Source organism: Pseudomonas sp. USTB-Z (assembly GCF_019691255.1).
Taxonomy (GTDB): Bacteria; Pseudomonadota; Gammaproteobacteria; order Pseudomonadales; family Pseudomonadaceae; genus Aquipseudomonas; species Aquipseudomonas alloputida.
Window position 1 is genome coordinate 215,140 of record NZ_JAECZP010000008.1, and the last position, 21,508, is coordinate 236,647.

Annotated in this window: 27 protein-coding genes, 1 tRNA gene and 3 pseudogenes; 13 read left to right on the forward strand and 18 right to left on the reverse strand. The window is 59.8% G+C overall.

Annotated elements, in window-relative coordinates; all coding sequences use genetic code 11:
* Positions 1-130: 130 nt before the first annotated feature.
* The gene (locus tag I8746_RS12190; RefSeq protein WP_014756152.1) at positions 131-538 is read left to right on the forward strand and encodes a hypothetical protein; all 408 of its coding nucleotides are present in this window, start codon (positions 131-133) and stop codon (positions 536-538) included.
* A gap of 55 nt (positions 539-593) precedes the next feature.
* Here the strand turns inward: I8746_RS12190 and I8746_RS12195 are convergent.
* Positions 594-977, reverse strand: a pseudogene (locus tag I8746_RS12195) (hypothetical protein).
* Positions 978-1,079: 102 nt separating this feature from the next.
* On the opposite strand from I8746_RS12195, the gene I8746_RS12200 reads away from it, so the two are divergent.
* Positions 1,080-1,298 (forward strand): hypothetical protein, encoded by a 219-nt coding sequence (locus I8746_RS12200; protein WP_014756154.1) that lies wholly within the window; start codon positions 1,080-1,082, stop codon positions 1,296-1,298.
* 77 nt (positions 1,299-1,375) lie between these two features.
* Positions 1,376-1,522 (forward strand): hypothetical protein, encoded by a 147-nt coding sequence (locus I8746_RS12205; protein WP_014756155.1) that lies wholly within the window; start codon positions 1,376-1,378, stop codon positions 1,520-1,522.
* Positions 1,523-1,524: 2 nt separating this feature from the next.
* On the opposite strand, the gene I8746_RS12210 is transcribed toward I8746_RS12205, so the two are convergent.
* The 5 genes from I8746_RS12210 to I8746_RS12230 all read right to left on the reverse strand — a co-directional run bounded on the left by I8746_RS12210 (position 1,525) and on the right by I8746_RS12230 (position 4,388).
* Positions 1,525-2,049, reverse strand: coding sequence for a hypothetical protein (locus I8746_RS12210; RefSeq protein WP_012051889.1), 525 nt, complete (start codon positions 2,047-2,049; stop codon positions 1,525-1,527).
* Positions 2,024-2,389, reverse strand: coding sequence for a hypothetical protein (locus tag I8746_RS12215; RefSeq protein ID WP_012051890.1), 366 nt, complete (start codon positions 2,387-2,389; stop codon positions 2,024-2,026). Before I8746_RS12215 ends, I8746_RS12210 begins: the two co-directional genes overlap by 26 nt.
* Positions 2,390-2,470: 81 nt before the next feature.
* Complete coding sequence (locus tag I8746_RS12220; RefSeq protein WP_014756157.1) at positions 2,471-3,013, reverse strand: hypothetical protein; 543 nt, start codon at positions 3,011-3,013, stop codon at positions 2,471-2,473.
* On the reverse strand, positions 3,010-3,777 hold the full coding sequence (locus I8746_RS12225; protein WP_012051892.1) for a lambda exonuclease family protein: 768 nt from the start codon (positions 3,775-3,777) through the stop codon (positions 3,010-3,012). The genes I8746_RS12220 and I8746_RS12225 overlap by 4 nt, the downstream gene beginning before the upstream one ends.
* Entirely contained in the window at positions 3,774-4,388 is a 615-nt protein-coding gene (locus I8746_RS12230) for an ERF family protein (RefSeq protein ID WP_012051893.1), read from the reverse strand. Before I8746_RS12230 ends, I8746_RS12225 begins: the two co-directional genes overlap by 4 nt.
* 426 nt (positions 4,389-4,814) lie before the next feature.
* Between I8746_RS12230 and I8746_RS12235 the strand changes: the two are divergent.
* The 5 genes and pseudogenes from I8746_RS12235 to I8746_RS27195 form a co-directional block, all read left to right on the forward strand.
* Positions 4,815-4,958 (forward strand): annotated as a pseudogene (locus I8746_RS12235) (DUF4113 domain-containing protein); the annotation flags it as partial.
* Positions 4,952-5,107, forward strand: coding sequence for a hypothetical protein (locus I8746_RS27190; RefSeq protein ID WP_230623078.1), 156 nt, complete (start codon positions 4,952-4,954; stop codon positions 5,105-5,107). The pseudogene I8746_RS12235 and the gene I8746_RS27190, both read left to right, overlap by 7 nt.
* Before the next feature lie 285 nt (positions 5,108-5,392).
* Positions 5,393-6,157, forward strand: a complete 765-nt coding sequence (locus I8746_RS12240; RefSeq protein WP_017148239.1) for a hypothetical protein — start codon at positions 5,393-5,395, stop codon at positions 6,155-6,157.
* A gap of 527 nt (positions 6,158-6,684) precedes the next feature.
* Positions 6,685-7,203 carry a cysteine hydrolase family protein gene (locus I8746_RS12245; RefSeq protein WP_014756163.1) on the forward strand — a complete coding sequence of 173 codons (519 nt, stop codon included), beginning with the start codon at positions 6,685-6,687 and terminating at the stop codon, positions 7,201-7,203.
* A 724-nt stretch (positions 7,204-7,927) separates the two neighbouring features.
* A complete protein-coding gene (locus I8746_RS27195; RefSeq protein WP_017148242.1) occupies positions 7,928-8,227 on the forward strand; it encodes a hypothetical protein in 300 nt (99 codons plus the stop codon).
* 127 nt (positions 8,228-8,354) lie between these two features.
* Here I8746_RS27195 and I8746_RS12250 read toward each other — a convergent pair whose 3' ends face one another.
* Positions 8,355-9,452 carry an SDR family oxidoreductase gene (locus I8746_RS12250; RefSeq protein ID WP_014756166.1) on the reverse strand — a complete coding sequence of 366 codons (1,098 nt, stop codon included), beginning with the start codon at positions 9,450-9,452 and terminating at the stop codon, positions 8,355-8,357.
* Positions 9,453-9,524: 72 nt separating this feature from the next.
* Between I8746_RS12250 and I8746_RS12255 the strand changes: the two genes are divergently transcribed.
* Positions 9,525-9,896 carry a MerR family transcriptional regulator gene (locus I8746_RS12255; RefSeq protein WP_003250937.1) on the forward strand — a complete coding sequence of 124 codons (372 nt, stop codon included), beginning with the start codon at positions 9,525-9,527 and terminating at the stop codon, positions 9,894-9,896.
* A 31-nt stretch (positions 9,897-9,927) separates the two neighbouring features.
* On the opposite strand, the gene I8746_RS12260 is transcribed toward I8746_RS12255, so the two are convergent.
* The 3 genes from I8746_RS12260 to adhP all read right to left on the reverse strand — a co-directional run bounded on the left by I8746_RS12260 (position 9,928) and on the right by adhP (position 11,749).
* On the reverse strand, positions 9,928-10,164 hold the full coding sequence (locus I8746_RS12260; protein ID WP_020191348.1) for a hypothetical protein: 237 nt from the start codon (positions 10,162-10,164) through the stop codon (positions 9,928-9,930).
* 276 nt (positions 10,165-10,440) lie between these two features.
* Positions 10,441-10,647 (reverse strand): DUF6434 domain-containing protein, encoded by a 207-nt coding sequence (locus I8746_RS12265; protein ID WP_017148244.1) that lies wholly within the window; start codon positions 10,645-10,647, stop codon positions 10,441-10,443.
* 91 nt (positions 10,648-10,738) lie between these two features.
* Complete coding sequence (adhP, locus tag I8746_RS12270) at positions 10,739-11,749, reverse strand: alcohol dehydrogenase AdhP (RefSeq protein WP_014756169.1); 1,011 nt, start codon at positions 11,747-11,749, stop codon at positions 10,739-10,741.
* 434 nt (positions 11,750-12,183) lie between these two features.
* Between adhP and I8746_RS12275 the strand changes: the two genes are divergently transcribed.
* Entirely contained in the window at positions 12,184-12,378 is a 195-nt protein-coding gene (locus I8746_RS12275) for a hypothetical protein (RefSeq protein ID WP_003250932.1), read from the forward strand.
* Position 12,379: 1 nt separating this feature from the next.
* Here the strand turns inward: I8746_RS12275 and I8746_RS12280 are convergent, their stop codons facing one another.
* Both I8746_RS12280 and I8746_RS12285 read right to left on the reverse strand, forming a co-directional pair.
* Positions 12,380-12,793: a DoxX family protein gene (locus tag I8746_RS12280; RefSeq protein WP_003250931.1), complete on the reverse strand. Its 414-nt coding sequence runs from the start codon at positions 12,791-12,793 to the stop codon at positions 12,380-12,382.
* Between the two features lie 104 nt (positions 12,794-12,897).
* Positions 12,898-12,982, reverse strand: a tRNA-Leu gene (locus I8746_RS12285).
* 467 nt (positions 12,983-13,449) lie between these two features.
* Between I8746_RS12285 and I8746_RS12290 the strand changes: the two genes are divergently transcribed.
* From I8746_RS12290 to I8746_RS12300, 3 genes are read left to right on the forward strand one after another with little or no spacing between them, the layout of a single operon-like run.
* Entirely contained in the window at positions 13,450-14,610 is a 1,161-nt protein-coding gene (locus I8746_RS12290; protein ID WP_014756173.1) for a nitrogen regulation protein NR(II), read from the forward strand.
* Positions 14,611-14,615: 5 nt separating this feature from the next.
* On the forward strand, positions 14,616-16,061 hold the full coding sequence (locus tag I8746_RS12295) for an ATPase domain-containing protein (RefSeq protein WP_012051902.1): 1,446 nt from the start codon (positions 14,616-14,618) through the stop codon (positions 16,059-16,061).
* An 11-nt stretch (positions 16,062-16,072) separates the two neighbouring features.
* Complete coding sequence (locus I8746_RS12300) at positions 16,073-16,426, forward strand: response regulator (RefSeq protein WP_012051903.1); 354 nt, start codon at positions 16,073-16,075, stop codon at positions 16,424-16,426.
* 39 nt (positions 16,427-16,465) lie between these two features.
* On the opposite strand, the gene csrA is transcribed toward I8746_RS12300, so the two are convergent.
* The 6 genes and pseudogenes from csrA to I8746_RS12330 form a co-directional block, all read right to left on the reverse strand.
* Positions 16,466-16,663, reverse strand: coding sequence for a carbon storage regulator CsrA (gene csrA, locus I8746_RS12305; RefSeq protein ID WP_012051904.1), 198 nt, complete (start codon positions 16,661-16,663; stop codon positions 16,466-16,468).
* A gap of 253 nt (positions 16,664-16,916) precedes the next feature.
* Complete coding sequence (locus tag I8746_RS12310; RefSeq protein ID WP_012051905.1) at positions 16,917-17,939, reverse strand: DNA topoisomerase IB; 1,023 nt, start codon at positions 17,937-17,939, stop codon at positions 16,917-16,919.
* Between the two features lie 57 nt (positions 17,940-17,996).
* Positions 17,997-19,088, reverse strand: a complete 1,092-nt coding sequence (modC, locus tag I8746_RS12315) for a molybdenum ABC transporter ATP-binding protein (protein ID WP_221100725.1) — start codon at positions 19,086-19,088, stop codon at positions 17,997-17,999.
* 1 nt (position 19,089) lies between these two features.
* Complete coding sequence (modB, locus tag I8746_RS12320; RefSeq protein ID WP_003250923.1) at positions 19,090-19,770, reverse strand: molybdate ABC transporter permease subunit; 681 nt, start codon at positions 19,768-19,770, stop codon at positions 19,090-19,092.
* Positions 19,770-20,528 (reverse strand): molybdate ABC transporter substrate-binding protein, encoded by a 759-nt coding sequence (modA, locus tag I8746_RS12325; RefSeq protein ID WP_012051908.1) that lies wholly within the window; start codon positions 20,526-20,528, stop codon positions 19,770-19,772. Before modA ends, modB begins: the two co-directional genes overlap by 1 nt.
* Before the next feature lie 82 nt (positions 20,529-20,610).
* A pseudogene (locus I8746_RS12330) lies at positions 20,611-21,372 on the reverse strand (NAD(P)H-dependent flavin oxidoreductase); the annotation flags it as partial.
* Between the last annotated feature and the right edge of the window lie 136 nt (positions 21,373-21,508).

Consider the following 21,508-nt stretch of genomic DNA (forward strand, 5'->3'; position numbering starts at 1 on the left):
GGCGTTATCGTTGAATAGGGAAGGCGCTGGCGGGCAGCGCCGAGTGATATGCTTCGCCGCTCACCAAACAAGGATGGTGGTAATGGGGTTGCGAGATCGAGGAAGATCGCCAAGATCAGGAGCTGCCGCGATGAAGACCCGAACGGCATCATTCATAGGGCTCGCGATTTGGATAGCGTTTCTTTGGTTGGGAAAGCCATCTGCGTCGTTGATCAGCTATTCCGTGCCGTTTGGAATTGCTCTGATCGCCACAGGCCCCCTCGAACTGATCCCAGATCGTTGGCACAGGCTTAATTTCCTCGTCAATGCCCTGTCGACTGGATTCTTCTTCGTCAGCATCATGTTTGCGATAGTGGCAATCTCTTTCGACCTGTCATTGAGCACAAGCGAGCGTTCGATTTTCTGCCTTGCTGGATGGGCAACGCTGTTGATTGTTTACCATTTCGCAATCCCTCGGCTGAAGCGGTCGCCTTTTCACCGACTCAGCGAGGATAGGGGGATGTACAGCCCTCCAACGGATGACGATAAACGGAACTGAGATCAGATAGGCCAATGCCGGAGCAGATTAGTCGCTGGCGGGCAGCGCCGGATGGTCAGGCTCGGCGCACCTTGAAGCCGAACATGCATTCGATATCGTGGTACTCGCACCGCTCGTAGGCTTTGTACTTGGCCTGCGATGGCGTGCAGGCGAACACATCGACGATGGTGCGATTGGTGATGTCCCACCAATCCCAGCCACTGACCAGAACCTGGTAGCGCTTCAGCGGAAGCTTCTAGGCCATCTCGCCGTACTGCATCTCCCAGGTGGGGTGGTAGTTACGGATGCGCTTCTTCGGGTCGCTGTCGAGGATTACGCCGATGTACTGACCGCGGTCGGCCATGATCACGCCAGGCTCGCCGTTGGCGATGACGCGCCGGCCTATCTCAGCTGGTACGCCGTAATGGCGTCGGACGTAGTCGCAGTTGTAGTTGCTCATGGCTTTCTCCATGCATACGCCGCCCTCCGTGGCCGGATGCGGCATGGTGTCAAAATGGGGCGATAGGGTAGGATTGCAGGGTCTTTTCAAGGATGAATCGCAGTGAAGAAGCTCAAAGACCTAGAGGCCGCAGCAACCCGCTACCTGAGCAGATATTCCCGCAAGCAGTTTTTCTCAGTGTTCGTTGTTATCACTGCGGCCAACTACTGGCTTGCCTACAACGTCGACGGGTACAAGTCGATATGGCTGGCAATGATCGGAGGTTGGTTTTTCGGCATGACCTTTGCGCCGTTCCACTCCCAAAACAACTCGCCAAACTGACCCTTTGCCATGGTGGCAATTTGGTTTGGGATGGGGTATTACGGGTGACCGGCATGGGATCGGGATAAGGATCAGTAATGAAGAAATGGCGCGTGTATCTTCATGGGAAAAAGCTCGGGACGGTTTTTGCTGACACTGAATCAGAGGCAAAGATCGCAGCAGAAGATGAATTCGGATTGACCGACGATGAAGGGGATTCGCTCGATGTCGATGAGGATAATTGATATCAGCGAGTGACTGCGATTGGACTGATAACTTCGTCGCCAGGATCCTGCTGAATCATCAGCATGCTCTTCCGGTCGAAGGCCAGGGCCAGGCGCGGCGAGATGCTGATCTCGTGCCGCGGCGGGGTTAGAAACTTCGCCGCGTGCACCCTGCCCAGTGCGTGGATGCCGTGGATCAGCGCCTCAATCATTTGGCTGTATGTGGCGTCAGCCCAGCCGCAGATCGCCCGCAGGTGCTGGCCAGTCCGCTTCCTTGCTGATAGCCGCAGCGGCTCAGTACGCGCCACAAAACGGTGAGCTTCGATTTCGTGGCGCGCAATCCTGAACAAGGCGTGATGCCCGAGCGCCTCGACGTGATGAATCATCAGCGTCATCGCCTCGCCTTGTTCCTCGATCCCGGCCCATTCCATCAGTTCCAGCAGGGCCTGTTTAGTCCCTGGTCGAGCCTTCAAGCGCAGGTCTTCTTCCTGCAGGCGCTCGGCCTTGGCCCTGCGCTTCTCGTCACGCTGCTGCTGCGTCAGAGCCATCATCGCCTCCATTGCGCACGAAGGTGGCGCCCGGCCCGATGTCGAGCAGGTCGCAGACCCGATTGATGATCTTGAGCGCGGCGTCGAACACCTTGGCGTCGTCAGCCTCACGAGCCAGGCGCTTCATGTTCGGCTGGTGCTCCAGGCAGACTTTGTCGACCAGGCGCCGTGCCAGCCTGCGCAGGTGATCGGCGCTGTCGTGCATGCGCAGGCTCAGCGCGAAGGCCAGGGCCACATCATCAGGCCGGTACTGGCCGCCGCTGCGGGTGATGTACAGCTTCTTGATCGGCCGATTCATCCAGGCCGGCAGGGTTACCACTCCAGAGGGTGCTTGCTGCATGTCTGTGCTCCGTGAGGCCGCTGGGCGGCAGGTGGAACTGTTCTTGCCGCCGGCGCTGGCGGACCAGGCTGTTGAGTCTTTTCATTTCCTGATGCGTACCCGCGGGAAGTCGATACTGTTGCGCTCAATGATCTTCACCAGCGTTCCGTAATTCAGGTCGAGCTGCTCGGCCACCTGGGCGCGGTGCAGGCCGGTATCGCGCAGGGCGCATATTTTCTGGACCACTTTCAGCTCCTCGATCCGCTTCAGGTTCCGCTGGATCTGGCGCTGGGCATCCCGCTTGCTGTTGGCTGACTTCTTCCGCTCGGCTCGTCGGAAAACAAAGTTGCCTTCGCGGGCGGCCCGGAATAGGGCCTGTTTGGAAATGCCGGTGGCCTCGTGAACCTGCTGGCAGGTCATGATCTTCGCCATCTCGGCCACCGTTGCAACTCGGGCCTTCACCTTCTCCTTTCGCGGGGCTGGGTTAGGTTTCTTGGGCCTCGCCTTAGCGGCTGGCTTTGGCTGCGTATCGGGATGCTTGCGCGGCGGCAGCGGTCGATGGGTGAAGCCTTCAAGGACAACGAGCTGGCCACCAGAGGCAAAGAAGGCCGCTTTGGCGGCCTCCAGGTCGATTGATGGGTTCATGCTGCCTGGCTCCTCAGCTGCTTTTCGTAGCCGTCCACGAGCAGCTTGAATTCCCACAGGTCCTGCTCAAGCTGTTCGATATAGTCGTCATCGCGCTTGAACTCACGCCACCAGAGCTGGCGGCCTACGGGCTTGAGGAGGGGGCAGTACATCCCGATGTGCCACCATTTCCGGCCAGTGATCCACATGCAGCCTTGCACCTGGTCGATGACGTCGCTGGCATCGTTGTCGATGTGGAACGCGCGGAGCTTGTCCGGGGCCAGGAAGCACTTGTATTCGCTTCCGCCGTCTTCGCCGATGAAGCCGTCCGCGCTGGCGCCGAACGAGCCGTCGTCTGTTTTAACCAGGCCGACCTGCGTGACGATAAGGCCAGTCTGGATTTCATGCTCCATGCGCGCCTCCGGCTCCAGTTCATGGCCGCGGCGCATCTGCCAGGTCTCGAACCCTCCATCGAGCGGGGCGCCGCCTATGCGTTCGACGGCCAGCTCGAAGGCGTAGGTGAGGGCGGCATTCGATGGCTCGCCGACCGTTTCGCCATCTAGGGCGCGCTGCACGACCTCGGCCTTTGGACCGGCCTTGTAGCCTGCCAGCTCCATAGCCTTGGATTCGCCAAGGCCCGCAAGCATGGCGTCAACGTATTTCTTCTGCTGGGCGTTCAGTCCGTTCACCCGTGAGCGTGCGGTGCTAAACATACTGGCGGTGATCACTCCAGCGCGGGCCTGCAGCCACTCTGGCGAGCCCTGAGTACAATTGACGATGATCATTGGCTTGCTCCCACTTGTGGTGCTGCGCTGAGCTGAGAGCCGCGAGCGCTAACCGCTACCTTCAATGCCTCGTAGAGCTCGTCGGCCGTTTTCTTGTCGGTGGCCTTTAGGTCCTGGGCGAACTTGACGCCCGCCTGCCATACCGCTGTGAGCGAGTCTTTGGAGTCAGCGGCGTAGGCCTTCGGGATCCACTCATTCATAAGCTCCCCAAGGCTTTGGGGTTGCTCACCGCCGCCGTTCCCGTCGTTGTCTTCGTTCGTCAGCACGACGTTGAAGATCATCATCGTCAGGTAGCGCCGGGCATAGCTGTAGGTAGAGCCATTGGCGTGCACGCCGGTCTTGTTGACGCTGCCCTTGATGCCGGTCGAGTCGATTGGCAGGTCGACGTAGTAGCGCTTGGTGTGCCCGGCCTCGTGCATGCAGTCGCAGACGGTGCGGATGTGCCCGGCCAGCGGACTGTCATCGGTACCGAACGAGAGGGAAAAACCGTGCAGCGTGTAGGTTGGGGCGATCTTCTTGTCGATCGACTCAAGGGCAGCATAAGAGCTGTTGGTCTGGCTGTTGTACTTGTCGCGGAACACCGGTCCGATCTCGGCCTGAGCGCGCACCATCGCGGCGTTGAATGCGGCGGAGGCAGAGCGATCAGACCTCCGACATGATCTACAACACCATGGAGTCGGTGACCCAAGGGATTGGCGACAACACGGCGGAAGCAATCGTCCAAGGGAAAAGCCTCGAAGACTCCATGGCCAGTCTGGGGCGATCTATTGTCACGGACGTTCTGAGCTCGCTCATCCAGGTGGGTACCCGGTACGGCATAAACACCGCCCTGGAACTGGCCGGGATCGCCACCACCACGAGTGCCAAGGTAGCGTCCGAGGGCGTCAAGACCGCGGCCGAGGTTACCGGGATTGGCGTCGTCACTGGCGCCTCCCTCGCGGCTACCGCAACAACTACTACTGCACAGGTTGCAGCGGCAGGGACCACCTTGTCCGCCTGGCTGCCGGCGGCATTGGTTGCCTCGGTCGGTACGCTTGATGGATGGCATCAACGAGCGCTGGGGGAGGGGGACAGTGCGGGCCGCCAGCGTGCCGGCGATACCGGACTGGGGTATGAGGAGGGAGATGATGAGCCAATCCTATACGACACGGATCGACCAGCTATGGACGGTCAAATGTTAAGCCTGCCGTCCGCCTGGCTGGCCGAGCTGAATGACCAGCCGGCCTTGTTGACCGATCCCGATGGCAGGGCCGCGGTGCTCGTTGAGCTAGCGTTTTCCGCGCACCGACGCAGCGACGTTGACGAAGACCAGCTGGCAGACATGCTGTAGTTCACCTAGGCAGCTAGGCTGTGGGCGCTGATCGAGCATGAGGAGGTCGCTTGAGCCTCCTTGTGTGAACAACGGCTATGGGGAGAAAGCCCAGGGTAGCCAGTGACAGCTATCGACCCATTGCGGCCGTTCGCGAAGGGCGGATATCGGCCAAAATCGGATAGTGATAGAAAAATAAATCTGTCGCCTTTCGATCGTCTTTTTTGGCTGTGGGTTGTCAGCAGTGGCAATTGCGGGCAACGTTGTATCGCTCGGTTATCACGACTTTGAAAATAAGGATGGATAATGAAACTCAAGGAATGGGCTCAACTCGAGGCCCTTTATAAAATCAGTCGCAAACAACCCAATAAACACATATTTAAACTCCACAATGCTCGCAAGTTATGGCCAATGTGGTCAGCGATAGGGTCAACCGCATTGCTTTTTGTGTTCGCAATGTTCGGCATCAAGAACCCTACGCTGATTCCTTACACCTACATGGCACTGGCTCCTTGGGCTCTTCTGCTCTATGTCACGCGCCTTAAAGCATTGCGCATGGTTTACCCGCAGCAGTTTGCAGATCACGCGATTGACCACCAGCCGAGCCTAGAAAGGGAAAACACCCTTTGTTATGCCTTCTTTCTGGAGGGATTGCGCAAGGAAGGCTACACGGTTGAGAAACTACGCGAGTTGTCAGCTTATGCTGGCCTGACCGGAAAACCCGCCAGGCCTGCTTTATCCCAGAACCTGAGTTTCGCCTCTCTGATCGCGCTGATGATCGCGTTGTGCACGGAAATTATTAAAGCCACGCCTTTGTTCACATGGGGCAAGGGCTCGGTGATCGTGGTGCTGGGTATGGGCGCACTGTTCTTGAACTGGCTGGTACTGGACGGTATTCGCAGCGTTTCCTATGAGCGGATGTGCATAAAACGCTATGTCGAAATGGCCGTTTTCGACTTGGATGAACTTCTTGATAAGACCGCCGAGTTACCTGTCGAGCAGCAGCTACCGGCGGTGTTGAGCATCGCAGAACGAGACAGTAGCGTCAGCCCTGTCGCTGATTTGTCCTAGCTTTTTGGCTGCGAGTTAGATGCAGCCCTTTCAAGGTATTTAGGTAGAACAGGCAACAAGTAACCTGTGGCGAGCGGGCTTGTCCCGCGTTGGGTTGCGAAGCAGCCCCAAAACCAGCAGTCGAAGAGTGCCTGACTCACCGCATTCTTTCTTTTGGGTTCGCTTCGCAAAACCAACGAAAAGGGGCCGCGAAAAGGGGAAGATTTATTTACCGCTCCTCAGTCCGCTTGTGGCCGATAGCTGCCCTTCACGAAGGGCAGCTATCGGCCACAAGCGGACCTCAATGCTCGATACTTCAATCAGCCTTCACCCTCACAGCGCTCACTTGCCAACCCGGTAAAGTGCAGCTACTGTCAGCTCTATGAGTCAACTACGAATTGCCTTGACCACGACCGTCACGACCGCCAGAGGCTGGTCGTGAGGGGTTTCGTGAGCCAATAACGCACGAACTTCAAAGGCCCGCCAGTGATGGAAAGGGCCTTTTCTTTTGCCCTTGTGTCGCTGGCCAATATGCAAGGGAAAGCATTATGTATGCACTGTTGATTCTTGATATGCAGGCTGGATTGTTTTATGGCCCGGATAAGCCATGGGCTGGCGAAGCGCTGCTAGACACATTGAATAATTTATTGAGTAAAGCCCGAAGTGCAGGAGCACCCATTTTTCTCGCCCGCCATATTGGTCCACCTGGGTCGCCAATCGAGCCTGGAAGCCCGTTGACGCAACTGGTGCAGGAGCTGGTGTTACAAGGCGACGAAGTGATTTTCGATAAAAGCCGACCTAACGCGTTCTACAAGACCGCCTTGGCCGATCGGTTACGGGATTGTGGAACTCAGGGTGTGGTCATTACCGGAATGAAAACCCAATACTGTGTCGATAGCACCTGCCGCGCCGCACGAGATCTTGGATTCGATGCAGTGCTGATCGCCGATGGCCATACCTGCACCGACACCCCTGCCCTGAAGGCCGAAGAGATTGTCGCTCATCACAATGCGACCCTCGCGGGACCATTCTGTCGTGTCGTACACGCCGAGGACTGGTGTTTCTAACTGCCATCGCCAGACGGTTCGATTCCGACCTCGGCCTCCACCATTCGAACGCCCCGCAGATTAACGTCTGCGGGGTTTTCTGTATGGGTCCAAAAACGCCACGAGTTCGGTAACTTTTGGCATGGAGTTCCGAAATCTCATAGCCAACCTTGAGTCGCGGTACTGCGCGATCAGGGCCGGCGTGCTGGGGGCCATTGATGTCTAGTCGAACACTGAGCGCAGCTGCTTGAGCCCGTAGATGTTGGCGGATGACCCGCTCCGGCTTGCGCTCGTCGTGCTGTTGTTGGGTCATGTCGTGGTTCTTGCGTGCAGGCGCCGCCCTTGCCGGGGACGCGTTATCGTTGAACTAGAGGTGATATGCTTCGCCGCTTACCAAACAGGGAGGGTGGTAATGAAACTGCGGGAGAGGCACAAGGCGTTTCAGGAATGGTTCACGCCGAGGCGGCGTAGGCGAGCGGGCGGAACCTTACTCGCCATCTGGGCTGTCGGCATCTTCATCTACCCTGGCCAGCACTGGATCTATGTATTGGTGCCAGGAATTATGTGGTTCTTTAGCGCATGGCCCCCGGAGCTTCACGACAAGCGTTGAGTCTTTGGCGGGGCTGCTGAATAGCCGATTGTCCGATTCAGCTCACAGATGAGTCAGACGAATTTGCGTAAAACTGCACGTTCGCTATGGTGGCAATAAACCACCTGACTACAACTAAAGTCGTAGGAGCGTCTCATGAGAATACGCGGTGATGTTTTCTGGGCCTGGGCTGACCCGACGCTTCATCACCGAACTCACGACGAGACACTCGACGATGGGACATACATTGATGTTCAGACGCGACTGTCGCGGACAGGCAAAACGCAGATGTTCATCGGGGTGTACGCCCCTGGTGGCATGGCTATCCTTGAAGAGGCCTTCGATTCTCGCCCTGGCGAGTCGATGACCAGGGCGCTGGCGTGGGGCGTTGGCCGGGCCCGACGTGTCGCCGCTGAAGGTGCGCCTGTTGCGGGCTTTATGGCTGCCTCGAAATAGCGGCCAGGCGCGCAGCGCCGGAGGTCGAGCGGCGACTCACTGTCATCAGCGAAGAGGCAGTGCATGAAATCCCTGCGTCGCCACACTTCCAGCTATCCGACAGAGTGGGCATCATCAGCCTGGCCCGTCATCCTCGCTGGCCTGCGCCCTCACTTTTGGATTTTTTCATCAAGGAGCCGTTGACATAGCGCACCGTGTTTTCCAAAGCCTGCGTCATGTCGGGATGGGTAAACGCGTACTTGCGCTCCAATTGCCTGCTGTTTCCCATGTCGAAGCGCTGTGTCTGAATAAAGTTCAATGACTCGGCGCTGATCGCCAGGCGGGTCGCCAGTCCCGGAATTGTCAATATCGACCTGAGCAACCCTATGGGTATATGGCGGCGGGGTGCCTTGACCTTTAGCGTGTCTGCGATCTGCACAAGCATTCCCTGCAAGTTTGGTGTTCGCTCATACAGCGCCAGCACTTGCCGGTTGGCCATGGCGGGGTCGAACGCCACGCAAGTTATCATGTTCACCAGATAATCGACGCTGACCAATGGCAACCAGTGACTGGCGGAACCGGGAACAGCTTTGAACCGGCCTTGTGCCAGATTACGAATGAGTTCGGCAAGCGGTTGTCCGTCCAGGATATGCCCGTTCTCGCTGTGGCCGCACACCGTAGCAGGGTGAACAATCGTGTAATCCGCATCTGCGTCTTGCATATAGCGGATGACTGCAAAATGGGACTCGAGTTTGCTGCCTTCGTAGCCGCCTACACGGGCGTAGACCGCGGGCCAGTTTGTGTTTTCAGGGCACTGAATATCAACCCCGATACGGGCAAGGTGGTTGAGGTTTTGCAGCATGAAGCCGCCTACCATGAGCAATCGGATGCGCTGGCTGGCCGCAAGCCTGGCCACGCTCAGAGCACCTTGGACATTGACTGTGCGGGCGCGCTCCGGTGTCAGCCCCCAGGAAAATGCCGCCGCGAGATGGAAAAATACAGCGGCCGAAGTGACGCGTTCTTCGTCTGCTTCGCTGAGGCCAAGCCCCTCCTGGCTGATATCTCCTTCAACGGCATGGAGATACTCCGGGTTACCCCCCAGTTGGCCTACCTGCTCCTTGAGGCGTTCGATGTTACCGGGGCTGCGCATCAGCACCCAGGTCTTGTGCCCTTGCGCAGTAAGAGCGGCCAGCAAATGTTGCCCCACAAAGCCGCTGCCGCCGGTGACAAAGCATTCCACACTCATGTTTGAACCCTTGTTTGGATAATGGGCGCAGGCTAAGGTGTAGAGCCTGCTCTACAGTCAAGGGTTTTTAACGTGAATATTGGAGAGTTGGAGCGCCGGAGTGGGCTCAGCCGCCATGCATTGCGCTATTACGAACAGCTCGGGCTTATCGAGCCACACCGACAAGCCAACAACTATCGCAGTTACAGTGAACAGACCGTAGCTGACTTGGCCTTCATACAGAGCGCCCAGGGCGGGGGCTTTTCACTTGCTGAGATTAGGGACATTCTTGTGGCCAGGCGGGGAAACACGATCGATTGCGCGCAAGGCGCCGTCTTGGTCGCCGCCAAGATGGCCGAGATTCAAACGAAGATCACCACGCTACAGGCCGCTTATGTTTTTCTGGACGCGGAGCGCGCCAAGCTTGAAGCCAGTGCTATTGCCAACGGGCAGATAATGCCTTGAAGTCCTGTCCATGACCCTTTTCGATCGAGCGTCAGCCTTCAGGTAAGGTGACACCGCAGATAAATTCATGCGTCCCCAAGCGGTGCGAGCCGAATTCCACCACGTAGCCGTCTCCTCTGCGCTGCGCCTCTGCCATGGCCGTTTTCTGGTCGGCATAAACGTCGACAAAATGCCATGGATGTCGGTCTCTCAGGACCCCCCATCCGATGACCCAGCCTTCCCGCGAAGGGTCTGGCGGCAGGTGCTTCGCCAAGCTTCGAATGGACATACCGATCTCCTCATATGCACAGGCTCGCCCTTGCAGGTTGAGCACTTTTCTTGAACCACACCTCGCGGGCGCCGGTCTTCAGCATGAAGGATGAGTGATAATTCCAGGTTTCCTCTTCAAATATTGAAATGTTCGCAGTCTAGGGTTGAACTCAAGCCAATTCCACCATCGAGGGAGTCAGGAAATGGATTATTCCAGCATGGTTGAATCGTTGGACAAGATGCTGAAAGCAACGGCTGCAGCCAAGGCCTGCCTGCAGCCGTCAGATACAGAGCGTCAACCACACCTCCGTAGCCATTCGTCCGCGACGTCACCCATGGTTGATGGGGTACCACTCTTGATCCAAAGCATGAATCCTCGGTCGAACTTGAATGCCGCGCCGCACTCGCTGAGCAGAAACTGACGAACCTTCTGCGTGTTGCGGTAATGCTTGTCCAATGGAGTCGTACGGGTGATCGGCCCGGCGTGCCAGTCTACGGTCATGGTCTGTTCCTTTGACAATTGAGAAGGCAAAAAGCCCGTAGAGGGTCATCTACGGGCTTTGCTGTGGTTCCACATGACCTGGCTCGGACTGTCAGCCTTCGAACTGTATCACCATCCGGCCTTTGATCTTGCCCTCAAGCATCTCGTCAAAGATCTGGTTGATATCCTCGATCGGTCGCAGCGTTACCTTGGGCACCACTTTGCCTTCAGCGGCAAACTGGAAGGCTTCCTGCAGGTCCTGGCGTGTACCTACCAGCGAGCCCACCACTTCGATCCCATCAAGCACCAGGCGGGGAATATTCAGGTCCATGGACTCCGACGGAAGCCCGACGGCCACCAGTCGCCCGCCAGCGCGCAAGGCATCGACAGCCGAGTTGAACGCGCCTTTGGCCACAGCAGTAACGACGGCAGCATGTGCACCGCCGGTTTTAGCCTGGATGACCTTCGCGGCATCTTCGTTGAGCGGGTTGACCACCAGGTCCGCGCCCATCTCGCTGGCGAAGCGCAGTTGCTCTTCGTTGACGTCGATGGCGATGACTTTGGCGTTGAACACATTCTTGGCATATTGCAGGGCCAGGTTGCCCAGGCCGCCGAGGCCGTAGATCGCGACCCATTGGCCGGGGCGGACGTTGGAGATCTTAACTGCCTTGTAGGTCGTGACGCCGGCGCAGGTGATGCTGCTGGCGGCAGCGGAGTCGAGGCCGTCGGGCACTTTAACCGAGTAGTCGGCCTTGACGATGCAGGCCTCGGCCATGCCGCCGTCCACGGTGTAACCGGAATTCTTCACGTCGCGGCACAGGGTCTCGTTGCCGCTGTTGCAGTATTCGCAATGTCCGCAACCCTGGTAGAACCAGGCGACGCTGGCACGGTCGCCTGGCTTGAGCGAGGTGACGCCCGGGCCAACTTCCTGAACCACGCCAATACCTTCGTGGCCCAGTACTACACCGGTCTTGTCACCAAAGTCGCCATTTTTCACGTGCAGGTCGGTGTGGCACACACCGCAGCACTGCATCTTCAGCAGCGCTTCGCCGTATTCGAGAGGGCGCAGGGTTTTCTCTACCACGTCCACGTGACGGCCTGGTGCAACGACAGCAGCTTTCATGAGAGCCTCCGTGTCTATCCGATATGAGCTTGGGTTATCGCTGGGACAGCATAGACCTCGCCTGGCCAGGCAAAACTGCTTCAGATCATGGTCATGGTGGACGTTTGCGCAAAATACCGACGGATGCCTGACTGGCATTTGCGGAAAAAAGAAAAGCCCGCGGCAATGATGCGGCGGGCTGCAAGAACGTACGGAGCAGGGTCAGTGTGCCCACCCGGATGTCGGCATTTCGTGAAGATCAGGTCATGGGGCTGTCATCATCTGCACCGAAGTGCGCAGGGCCATAAAAAAGCCCGCCATAAAGGCGGGCGAAAGACGTTTGAAGGGAGAGCCTGCAGGTTGCGCCGGGCCGGTTAACCCAGGATTAAGCGACAACGCATTGACCCAGCATCCTGATCAGCCTATACAGGCCTGCCATTATCCCAGGAGCCAGCATGCGCGACGAAGACGACCTGCACGAACCCGAGCACGATCACCTGCTTGACCACGAATTTCTCTACGACGACGTGGAGCCCGAGGCAGATGCCCAAGGTGCCGAGGATGAAGTGGAGGAAGACGAGGAGACGCTGGATGACCTCGATGATGAAGAGCGCGATCACCCAGCCTGGTTCGACGACTGCGACGACTGACTCAGCGACCATCCACCGAGAACCGCCCGGGCCCGCTTACCGCCAGCAACAGCAGGCCGCCCATGATGCTGAGGTTTTTCAGAAACTGAGTCATGTTGGCGCTGCGCTCGGGGTCGACCATGTTCCAGAACGGGTGGCCCAGCAGCGCCGTGCCCAGTACGAACAGCGCAAAAAGAAAGGCCAACGGCCGCGTGTAGAAACCGAGGATCAACAGGATTGCGACGACGAACTCCATGATGACGGCAATCCCTGCTGCCAGCATCGGGGCAGGGGCGCCGAGCGAGGTCATGTAGCCTACTGTGCCATCGAAGCCGGTCAGCTTGGCCCAGCCAGACAAGACGAAGAGGACCATCAGCAGTACGCGGGCGATCAGGATAATGATGTCGCGTTGACCATCGAACAGGGAGTAGCGCATGGCGGCGTTCCATTTGACGGGGACAAGCTCCACTTTAGCAGCTACGCCAGACATTGCTGCCAGGCAGCAAAAAGGCGCCGCAGGGGCGCCTTTTCAACGAAGTTTGGTGCGAGTGGCGGGACTCGAACCCGCAAGGCTCACGCCGACAGATTTTAAGTCTGCTGTGTATACCAATTCCACCACACTCGCACGTTTGAAGGGGTCGCAACGACCAGCTCGCTTCTAAGCAGAAGGGCTTCGCAATCAAGCGCGCTTTATAACCCATTGTTATAGTTGAGTCAACTGCAGCACCTATGATCAACAGATAGAAGAGGCGATCGAACGGGCAATTGACACCTTGCTGTCGTTACGCCACTGTTGCCCATGATTGGATCCAAGCGTGTTCCGCAATGACATGGGGCCGAGTTGGCGACGGTGTGGTGCGTCCACGGTTATTCTGGCGGCTGTTGTTCGCGCAGGTGCTCGTGTTGGCCTCTGCCGGCGGTGGTATGATCATGCGGCTCAGCCTGTGATTGCTGAAAGAGGCCATGCCGCGGTGCATCAGCCCGGCGCTGGCCGAGCCGGAACGCTGACAGCCTGTAGTCGTTCAGCTGTCTACTGGCAGACACTCCAGGCTACGTTCATTTTCTCCCTCCTGCTGTGCCAGTGGAGTTTGCATGGTTTCAGCCGACTGCCTCGACGCTTCCCTCATGCCCGCCCATCGTTATGAACAGCTGGTTCAGTCGGTGGTGGATTATGCCATCTACATGCTCGACCCTTCCGGCCATGTGGTGTCTTGGAACGCAGGCGCGCAACGGATCAAGGGTTACCGTAGGGATGAAGTGATCGGCAAGCATTTTTCGTTGTTCTTCACCCCACAGGATTGTGCGCAGGGCCGCCCCGAGTGCCTGCTGCGTCAGGCGCTGGAGCAGGGTGTGGCGCAGGACGAAGGCTGGCGGGTGCGCAAGGACGGCACGCAGTTCTGGGCCTTGGCGGCACTGGATGTGATCCGTGATGAGAATGGCCAGATCATTGGCCTGGCCAAGGTGACACGTGATATCACTGACCGCCGCGAGACGGCGCAGCAGCTCGACGCAGTGCGCGCCCAGCTGTTCCAGGCGCAGAAGCTTGAAGCCCTCGGCCAGTTGACCGGTGGTCTGGCGCACGACTTCAACAACATGTTGACCATTATCATCAGCTCGGCGCGCCTGGCGCTGGCCACCCAGGACCCGGCACGCACCCAGCGCATGTTGCAGCACATCCTCGATGCCAGCCAGCGTGGCACCGAACTGACCCAACAACTGCTCAGTTTTGCCCGTCACCGCAAGTTCGATGTGGCCAGCGTTGCCCCGGCAGAGCTGGTTAACGCTACGCGTGGCCTGCTTGAACATGCATTGCCAAGCTCAATTGACTTGAAGGTGTTGCTGCAACCGGACCTGCCGTTGATCGAGGTGGATGCCGGGCAACTGCAGATGGTGTTGCTCAACCTGTTGTTCAATGCCCGTGATGCCATCGACGGGCATGGCCGCATCAGCCTGACTGTCGATGTGGTCGAGCTGTTCGGCGAAGTTGAAGGGCTGAAGGGCAGTTTCGTGCGCTTCGAGGTGGAAGACAGCGGCGCAGGCATACCCACAGAGGTACTGCCGCGTATCTTCGAGCCGTTTTTCACCACCAAGCCTTTCGGCAAGGGTACCGGCCTGGGGCTTAGCCAGGTCTATGGCTTCGCCCGGCAAAGTGGTGGTGCCATTTGTGTCGACAGCGAGCCTGGCCGGGGAACTTGCATGCGACTGTACTTGCCAATGTATCAGGACCAGACGGATAGCCCACTCGACAGGTAGACATCATGGCGCAGGCACTGAAGCGGCTGGTAACGGGGATCGACGGGCTCGACGCGTTGCTCAAGGGTGGCCTGATAGCTGGCGCCTCCTACATTATCCAGGGCCCGCCGGGGGCCGGTAAGACCATCCTCGCCAATCAGCTGGCCTGCGGCCACGTGCGTGGCGGTGGTCGGGTGCTGGTGGCCACCTTGCTGAGCGAGTCGCATGAACGCTTGTTCCAGTACCTGTCCACGCTGGACTTCTTCGACCCGGCGCTGGTCGGTGACAAGATCCAGTTCGTCAGCGCCTTTGATACCCTCGAGCAGGACGGGCTGGATGCGGTGGTGCGCTTGCTGCGCCAGGAAATTGCCCGGCAACAGGCCAGCCTGCTGATCGTCGACGGTGTGCTCAATGCCCGGGTACGTGCGGAAACCGCGCTGGACACCAAGAAGTTCGTCTCTGAGCTGCAGGGGCATGCGGCCTTCGCCGGTTGCACCGTACTGTTGCTGACGAGTGCCCGGCTGGACGAGGGCAGCCCGGAACACACCATGGTCGATGGCGTGATCGAACTGGGCGAGCAACTGGTCGGCAGCCGCGCCGTGCGCCATGTTCAATTGCGCAAGACCCGCGGCAGCGGTGCGTTGTCGGGGCGTCACGAATGCCTTATCGATGAGTCCGGCATGCAGGTCTATCCTCGCCTGGAAGCGTTGTTCAGCCACCCCAGCCAATTGGGCAGCGGCACCTTGGCGCGTATCAGCAGCGGTGTACCAACCTTCGATGAAATGCTTGGCGGTGGCTTGGCCACCGGGTCAGTCAGCCTGTTGATGGGGCCTTCGGGGATTGGCAAGACATCATTGGGCCTGGCCTTTCTGGGTGCCAGCACCCCGCAGGCGCCGGGGTTGCATTTCGGTTTTTACGAAACGCCCGAACGCCTGCGCAGCAAGGCCGCTTCGCTCGGTTACGATTTTGCCGCGATGGAGCAGGGCGGTAGCTTGCAGCTGTGCTGGCAGCCGACCACCGAAGGCTTGCTGGACCAGGTTGGCGCGCGATTACTGGAGCGTGTAGCGGCGCAGGGCAGCAAGCGCGTGGTGATCGACAGCCTTGGCGCATTCAGCCGCCTGGCTATTGACCCGACGCGGCTGAATGCGTTTTTCCGCGCGCTGGCGGGTGAGTTGCGCGCGCGCGATGTCAGCGTGGTCCTGACCTGGGAGATGCGCGACATTTTCGGCGCGGAAATCAGCGCCCCCGCGCCGGACCTGTCGAGTATCGTCGACAACCTTATGCTGATGCGCTTTGTCGAACTGGACTCGCGACTGCAGCGCATGCTGTCGGTCCTCAAGGTGCGTGACAGCCACCATGATCCGGCCTTGCACGAGCTGCTGATCGGGCCGCAAGGCATCACCTTGCGCAAGGCATTCGAAGGTGCCTGCGGTGTGCTTTCGGGAACGCCGACGCCGCAGGGGAGCGGGTGACGGACGAGCCGATGAACACCATCCTGATTGTCGATGACGAATACCTGATCGCCGATATCCTCGGGTTCGCCCTGGAGGACGAAGGTTTCGTGGTGGAAAAGGCGAGCAATGGCTGCAAAGCACTGGAGGCGTTGAAGGAAAAACGTGTGCAGCTGGTGATTACCGACTACATGATGCCGCTACTCAACGGTGAGGAGTTGGCACGCGCCATACGCCAGGACCCGGCGTTAAGCGAGTTGCCGGTCATCCTCATGAGCGGCGCACAGGCCAGCCAAGGATGCCCGGCCCTGTTTGCCGCAATATTCGACAAACCGTTCGACATGGATGAGATGATCGCCACGGTGCATCAGTTAATAGGCACCTGAGGCTGACGGTCGAGCGCATCCATGCCCCTCGGGTGACGCTCAGTGTGAGTCTTCGTGTTTCTCCGGAGCCGGGCTGCCGGCCTGGATACGTTTGAAGATCTCTTCTCGATGGACCTGAACATCTTTCGGTGCATCGATACCGATCCTCACCTGCATCCCTTTGACGCCCAGAATGGTGACTTTGATGTCATCGTTGATGACGATGCTTTCGCCAACCTTACGGGTGAGTATCAGCATGTAGTTCTCCTTGGTGATGTAAAAGTCCGCTGGGCTAGTTGCCGTGGCGGCGGGAGCTTGTCCCTCTTCCTTCTCATTAAAGACGCTTTCGGCGGATAGTAATTCCCCGACAGACAAATTCTGTTGCGTGTCTTCAGTTGCAGGTGCCAAAGCAAACCGTCAACGGTTTGTCGGCCAAGGTGCTCGCTGGCAAGAATAGGGGGGTTGGCGGCTAATGGGAAATTTCTTCGCATCATGGGCTGAATAGACAAGCTCAATGGGCCTCCTGTTCCTCGAGTGCCTGAAGAAACAACAGCAAGGCCACTTCCTCCGGGTCCAGGCCTTTGCGCACTCGGTTTTTCGGTAAATTGGCAAGGCGCCCCAAGGTATAGTGCTCCAGGACTGCCGGGTGGATATAGCAGCGTCGGCACACGGCCGGCGTATTGCCCAGGCGCGTGGCCACCTGGCGGACTATTGCGGCGACCTGACGTTTGGCTTCACTCTCCGGCTCCCAGGCCAAGGGCTTCAGCAGGTTCAATGCCAGGCTGCTGCCGGCCCAGGTGCGATAGTCCTTGGCAGTGAAGTCGGCGCCGGTCAACTGCTGCAAAAACTGATTGACCTCGGTGGAGCCGACACTATGGCGCTGGCCGTCTTCATCCAGGTACTGAAACAGTGCCTGCCCAGGCAGTTCCATGCAGCGTTTGAGCAGGTTGGCCAAGCGCCGGTCGTTGAGGGTGACGTTGTGTTCGACGCCGCGCTTGCCGCGGAATTGAAAGCGAATGCTGCTGCCTTTGATCTGTACATGGCGATTGCGCAGGGTGGTCAATCCGTACGACCGGTTATCGCGCAGGTAGCGCTGGTTGCCAATGCGGATCAGGGTGTGGTCCAGCAGGCTCACCACCAGCGCCATGACCTTTTCCCGGTCCAGCCCTGGCCGCGCCAAGTGGGCTTCCAGCTGTGTGCGCAGCTTTGGCAGGGCTTGGGCGAACGCAAGCATGCGCCCGTATTTGTGCTGGTCGCGCAGTTCGCGCCACTGCGCATGGTAGCGGTACTGCTTGCGGCCACGGGCATCACGGCCGGTGGCTTGCAGGTGGCCTTGCGGGTCGGCGCAGATCCACACATCCGTGTAGGCCGGGGGGATCACCAGTGCGGCGATGCGTGCGAGGGTTTCGCTGTCGCGTACTCGTTGGCCATCGGCATCGAGGTAGATGAAACGGTCGCGCCAGCGCCGACGGGTCAGGCCCGGCTGACTGTCGTCAACGTAGTGCAGGGTGCGCGGCAGGGGGCAGTCAAGCATGGGCGGCGGGCCTCGATCAGGTCACTGATCAATGGACAGTACGCGCGCTAAGGATGCTCAACCCAAAAGGGCCACCGACTTGATCTGGGCGAACAGTATCTGCCCCGTGTGCAAACCGAGCTGGTCTGCCGAGAAGCGGGTGATGCGTGCAAGCAGGGCATTGCCGCCAGCATCCAGGCTGACCAGCACATGCGCCGGGTTAGCTGCCGGGCAGCTCTCGCGCACACGCACCGGCAGGCGGTTGAGGATGCTTGATGCGCTGTCCGCCGCCAGGGCCAGGCTGACATCCCGGGCCTGCACCTTGACGCGCAGGGTGCTGCCCATCACCTGCGCCGCGTGGGTGATGCGCAGCAGCGGCCCGCTGCTGCCGGGCAGGCGCAGGTCCAGCAGGCCGTAGTGCGGGTCGTGCCCTACCACCTTACCCTCGAACACGACGCCGGCGTCGTCGCCCTGGGCCAGCGACAGGTCAAGGCGAGCCAGGGTTTCGCCGATCGGGCCGCTGGCGATCGCCCGGCCTTGTTCCAGCAACACCAGGTGGTCGGCCAGCCGCGCGACTTCATCCTGGGCGTGGCTGACATATATCAGAGGGATGTCCAGTTCGTCGTGCAGGCGCTCCAGGAAGGGCAGTATCTCCCGCTTGCGCGGGCCGTCGAGGGCTGCCAGCGGCTCGTCCATCAACAACAGCCGCGGGCTGCTGAGCAGGGCGCGGGCAATACCCACCCGCTGCGCCTCGCCCCCCGACAGGGTTGCCGGGCGGCGGTCCAGCAAGTGGCCGATACCCAGCAGTTGGCATGCCTGGTCGAGACTGACCTTGCGTTCAGCAGGCGCTACCCGGCGCCAGCCGAATGTCAGGTTGCCGCGCACCGACAGGTGCGGGAACAGGCTGGCTTCCTGGAACACGTAGCCCACCGGGCGCAGGTGCGGTGCCTGGAAGTAGCCATGGGTGCTGTCTTCCCAGACTTCGCCGTTGACCTCGATATAGGCGCTGGCGGCCCGTTCCAGCCCGGCCAGGCAGCGCAGGCAGCTGGTCTTGCCGGAGCCAGAGTGGCCGAACAGTGCGCTGATGCCGCGCCCGGGCAGGTGCAGGTTGACGTCCAGGGTAAAGTCGTCGCGTGCCAGTTTCAGACGCGCCACAATCGATGCGGTCATTTCAGCTCCAGCCAGCTTTGCCGCGGCGTCCAGCGTACAGCAGGAGCAGCACCAGGAATGAGAACACCAGCATGGCACCGGCCAGCCAGTGGGCTTGCGAATACTCCATGGCTTCGACGTGATCGAAAATTTGTACCGAAACCACGCGAGTCTTGTCGGGGATGTTGCCACCGATCATCAGCACGACGCCAAACTCGCCCACCGTGTGGGCAAAGCCGAGGATGCTGGCAGTGACGAAGCCAGGGCGGGCCAGCGGCAGCACCACATGAACGAAAGTGTCCCATGGGCTGGCGCGCAGGGTGGCGGCGACTTCCAGGGGCCGTTGGCCGATCGCGCCAAAGGCATTCTGCAGGGGTTGCACCACGAACGGCATGGAATACACCGTCGAGCCAATCACCAGGCCTGTGAAGCTGAACACCACACTGCCCAGGCCTAGCGCCTGGGTGGCCTGACCAAGCCAGCCGTGCGGGCCAAGGGCGATCAACAGGTAAAAGCCGATCACCGTCGGTGGCAGTACCAGCGGCAGTGCCACCACCGCACCCACCGGTCCGCGCAGCCATGAGCGCGTGCGCGCGAGCCACCAGGCGACCGGGGTGCCGATGACCAGCAGGATCAGGGTGGTCAGGCTGGCCAGTTTTACGGTCAGCCAGATAGCGCCCAGGTCACTGGCATCGAGTGGCATCAGCGTTCATAACCATAGGATTTGATCACCGCTGCGGCTTTCGGGCCTTTGAGGTATTCGACCAGTGCCTTGGCGGCCGCATTGTCCTTGCCTTTGTTGAGGATGACGGCGTCCTGGCGGATCGGGTCGTGCAGATTGGACGGCACGATCCATGCCGAGCCATGGGTCACCTTGCCGTCCATGTAGATCTGCGACAGGGCGACAAAGCCGAGTTCGGCGTTGCCGGTGGAGACGAACTGGAAGGCCTGGGTGATGCTCTGGCCTTCGACGATCTTGCCTTTGGTGGCTTCGGTGAGCGTCAGCCTGTCCAGTACCTGGGTGGCGGCCAGGCCGTAAGGTGCCGCTTTCGGGTTGGCGATGGACAGGTGTTTGTATTCGTTCTTTTTCAGCACTTCACCCTTAACATCTACGTAGCCTTCCTTCGCAGACCACAGGGCCAGGGTGCCGATGGCGTAGGTAAAGCGCGAGCCGGGTACGGTTTCCTTTTCTGCTTCAAGCTTCTTGGGGGTGGTGTCGTCAGCGGCGAGGAACACCTCGAACGGTGCACCGTTCTTGATCTGCGCGTAGAACTGCCCGGTGGCGCCATAGGCCGCGACCAGTTTGTGGCCGGTGTCTTTTTCGAAGTCCTTGGCGATGGCCTGGATAGGGGCTGTGAAGTTGGCTGCGACCGCGACCTGGACTTCGTCGGCCCAGGCAGTGTTGAAGGCGAACAGGCTGGCCAGGGCAGTGACGGCCAACTGGGGCGAGCGGATACGCATGAAGACAGCTCCTTGAGGTTATCGTTATAGCCTTGACTATATAGCGATAAGCCATTGGCCGGGAAGAGGCCAGGCCTGCCTGTCAGAATGCCTGGTGACCGATCACTGCCAGTGCCTTACCGGCAATCTCCCGGGTCAGCTCACCCGCCGGCATGTGCCGGCCCAGCCGTAACGCCTGCCCCGACCACAGATTGCTGAAATCACTCTTACCCTGCGGATCGGTGATCGCCCGTAAAGGCATCAATGCCCCGCCCGCCAGCGGGAAGCGCGGTGCTAGCTCGCTCATCGGCCCCAGCTCGCGCATGAGGCGATTGTTGATGCCGCGCGCCGGTCGGCCGGTGAACAGGTTGGTCAGCGCGGTGTCGCTGGCAGGCGCGCTGTCCAGCGCCCGGCGATGCGCTGGCGACACCTTGGCCTCGGGGCAGAACAGGTAAGCCGTGCCGATCTGCACTGCCGAGGCACCTAGGGCCAGTGCCGCCAACAGCCCGCGGTGGTCGCCGATACCACCGGCGGCAATCACCGGCACGCCGACGGCATCGGCCACCTGCGGTACGAGCGCGAAGGTGCCTATCTGGCTGGTGATGTCATCGCTGAGGAACATGCCGCGATGGCCACCGGCTTCATAACCCATGGCGATGATCGCATCGCAGCCATTGCGCTCCAGCCAGGCCGCTTCTTCCACGGTCGTGGCGCTGGACAGTACCTTGGCACCGCTGGCCTTTACCCGCTGCAGCAGTTCGGCCTGCGGCAGGCCGAAGTGGAAGCTCACCACCTCCGGGCGCAACGCTTCGACCAGCAGGCAGCTCTGCTCGTCGAAAGGCGCACGGTTGGACACCGGCGTGGGGGGGGGGGGGGGGGGGGGGGGGCGGGGGGGGGGGGGGGGGGGGGGGGGCGTTTGGGTGTGGGGGGGGGCCCCCCCCCCCCCGCGGCCGCAAGTGTGGGATGCCGATGCCTTGAATTTGCTGGCGCGAACCCCGCTG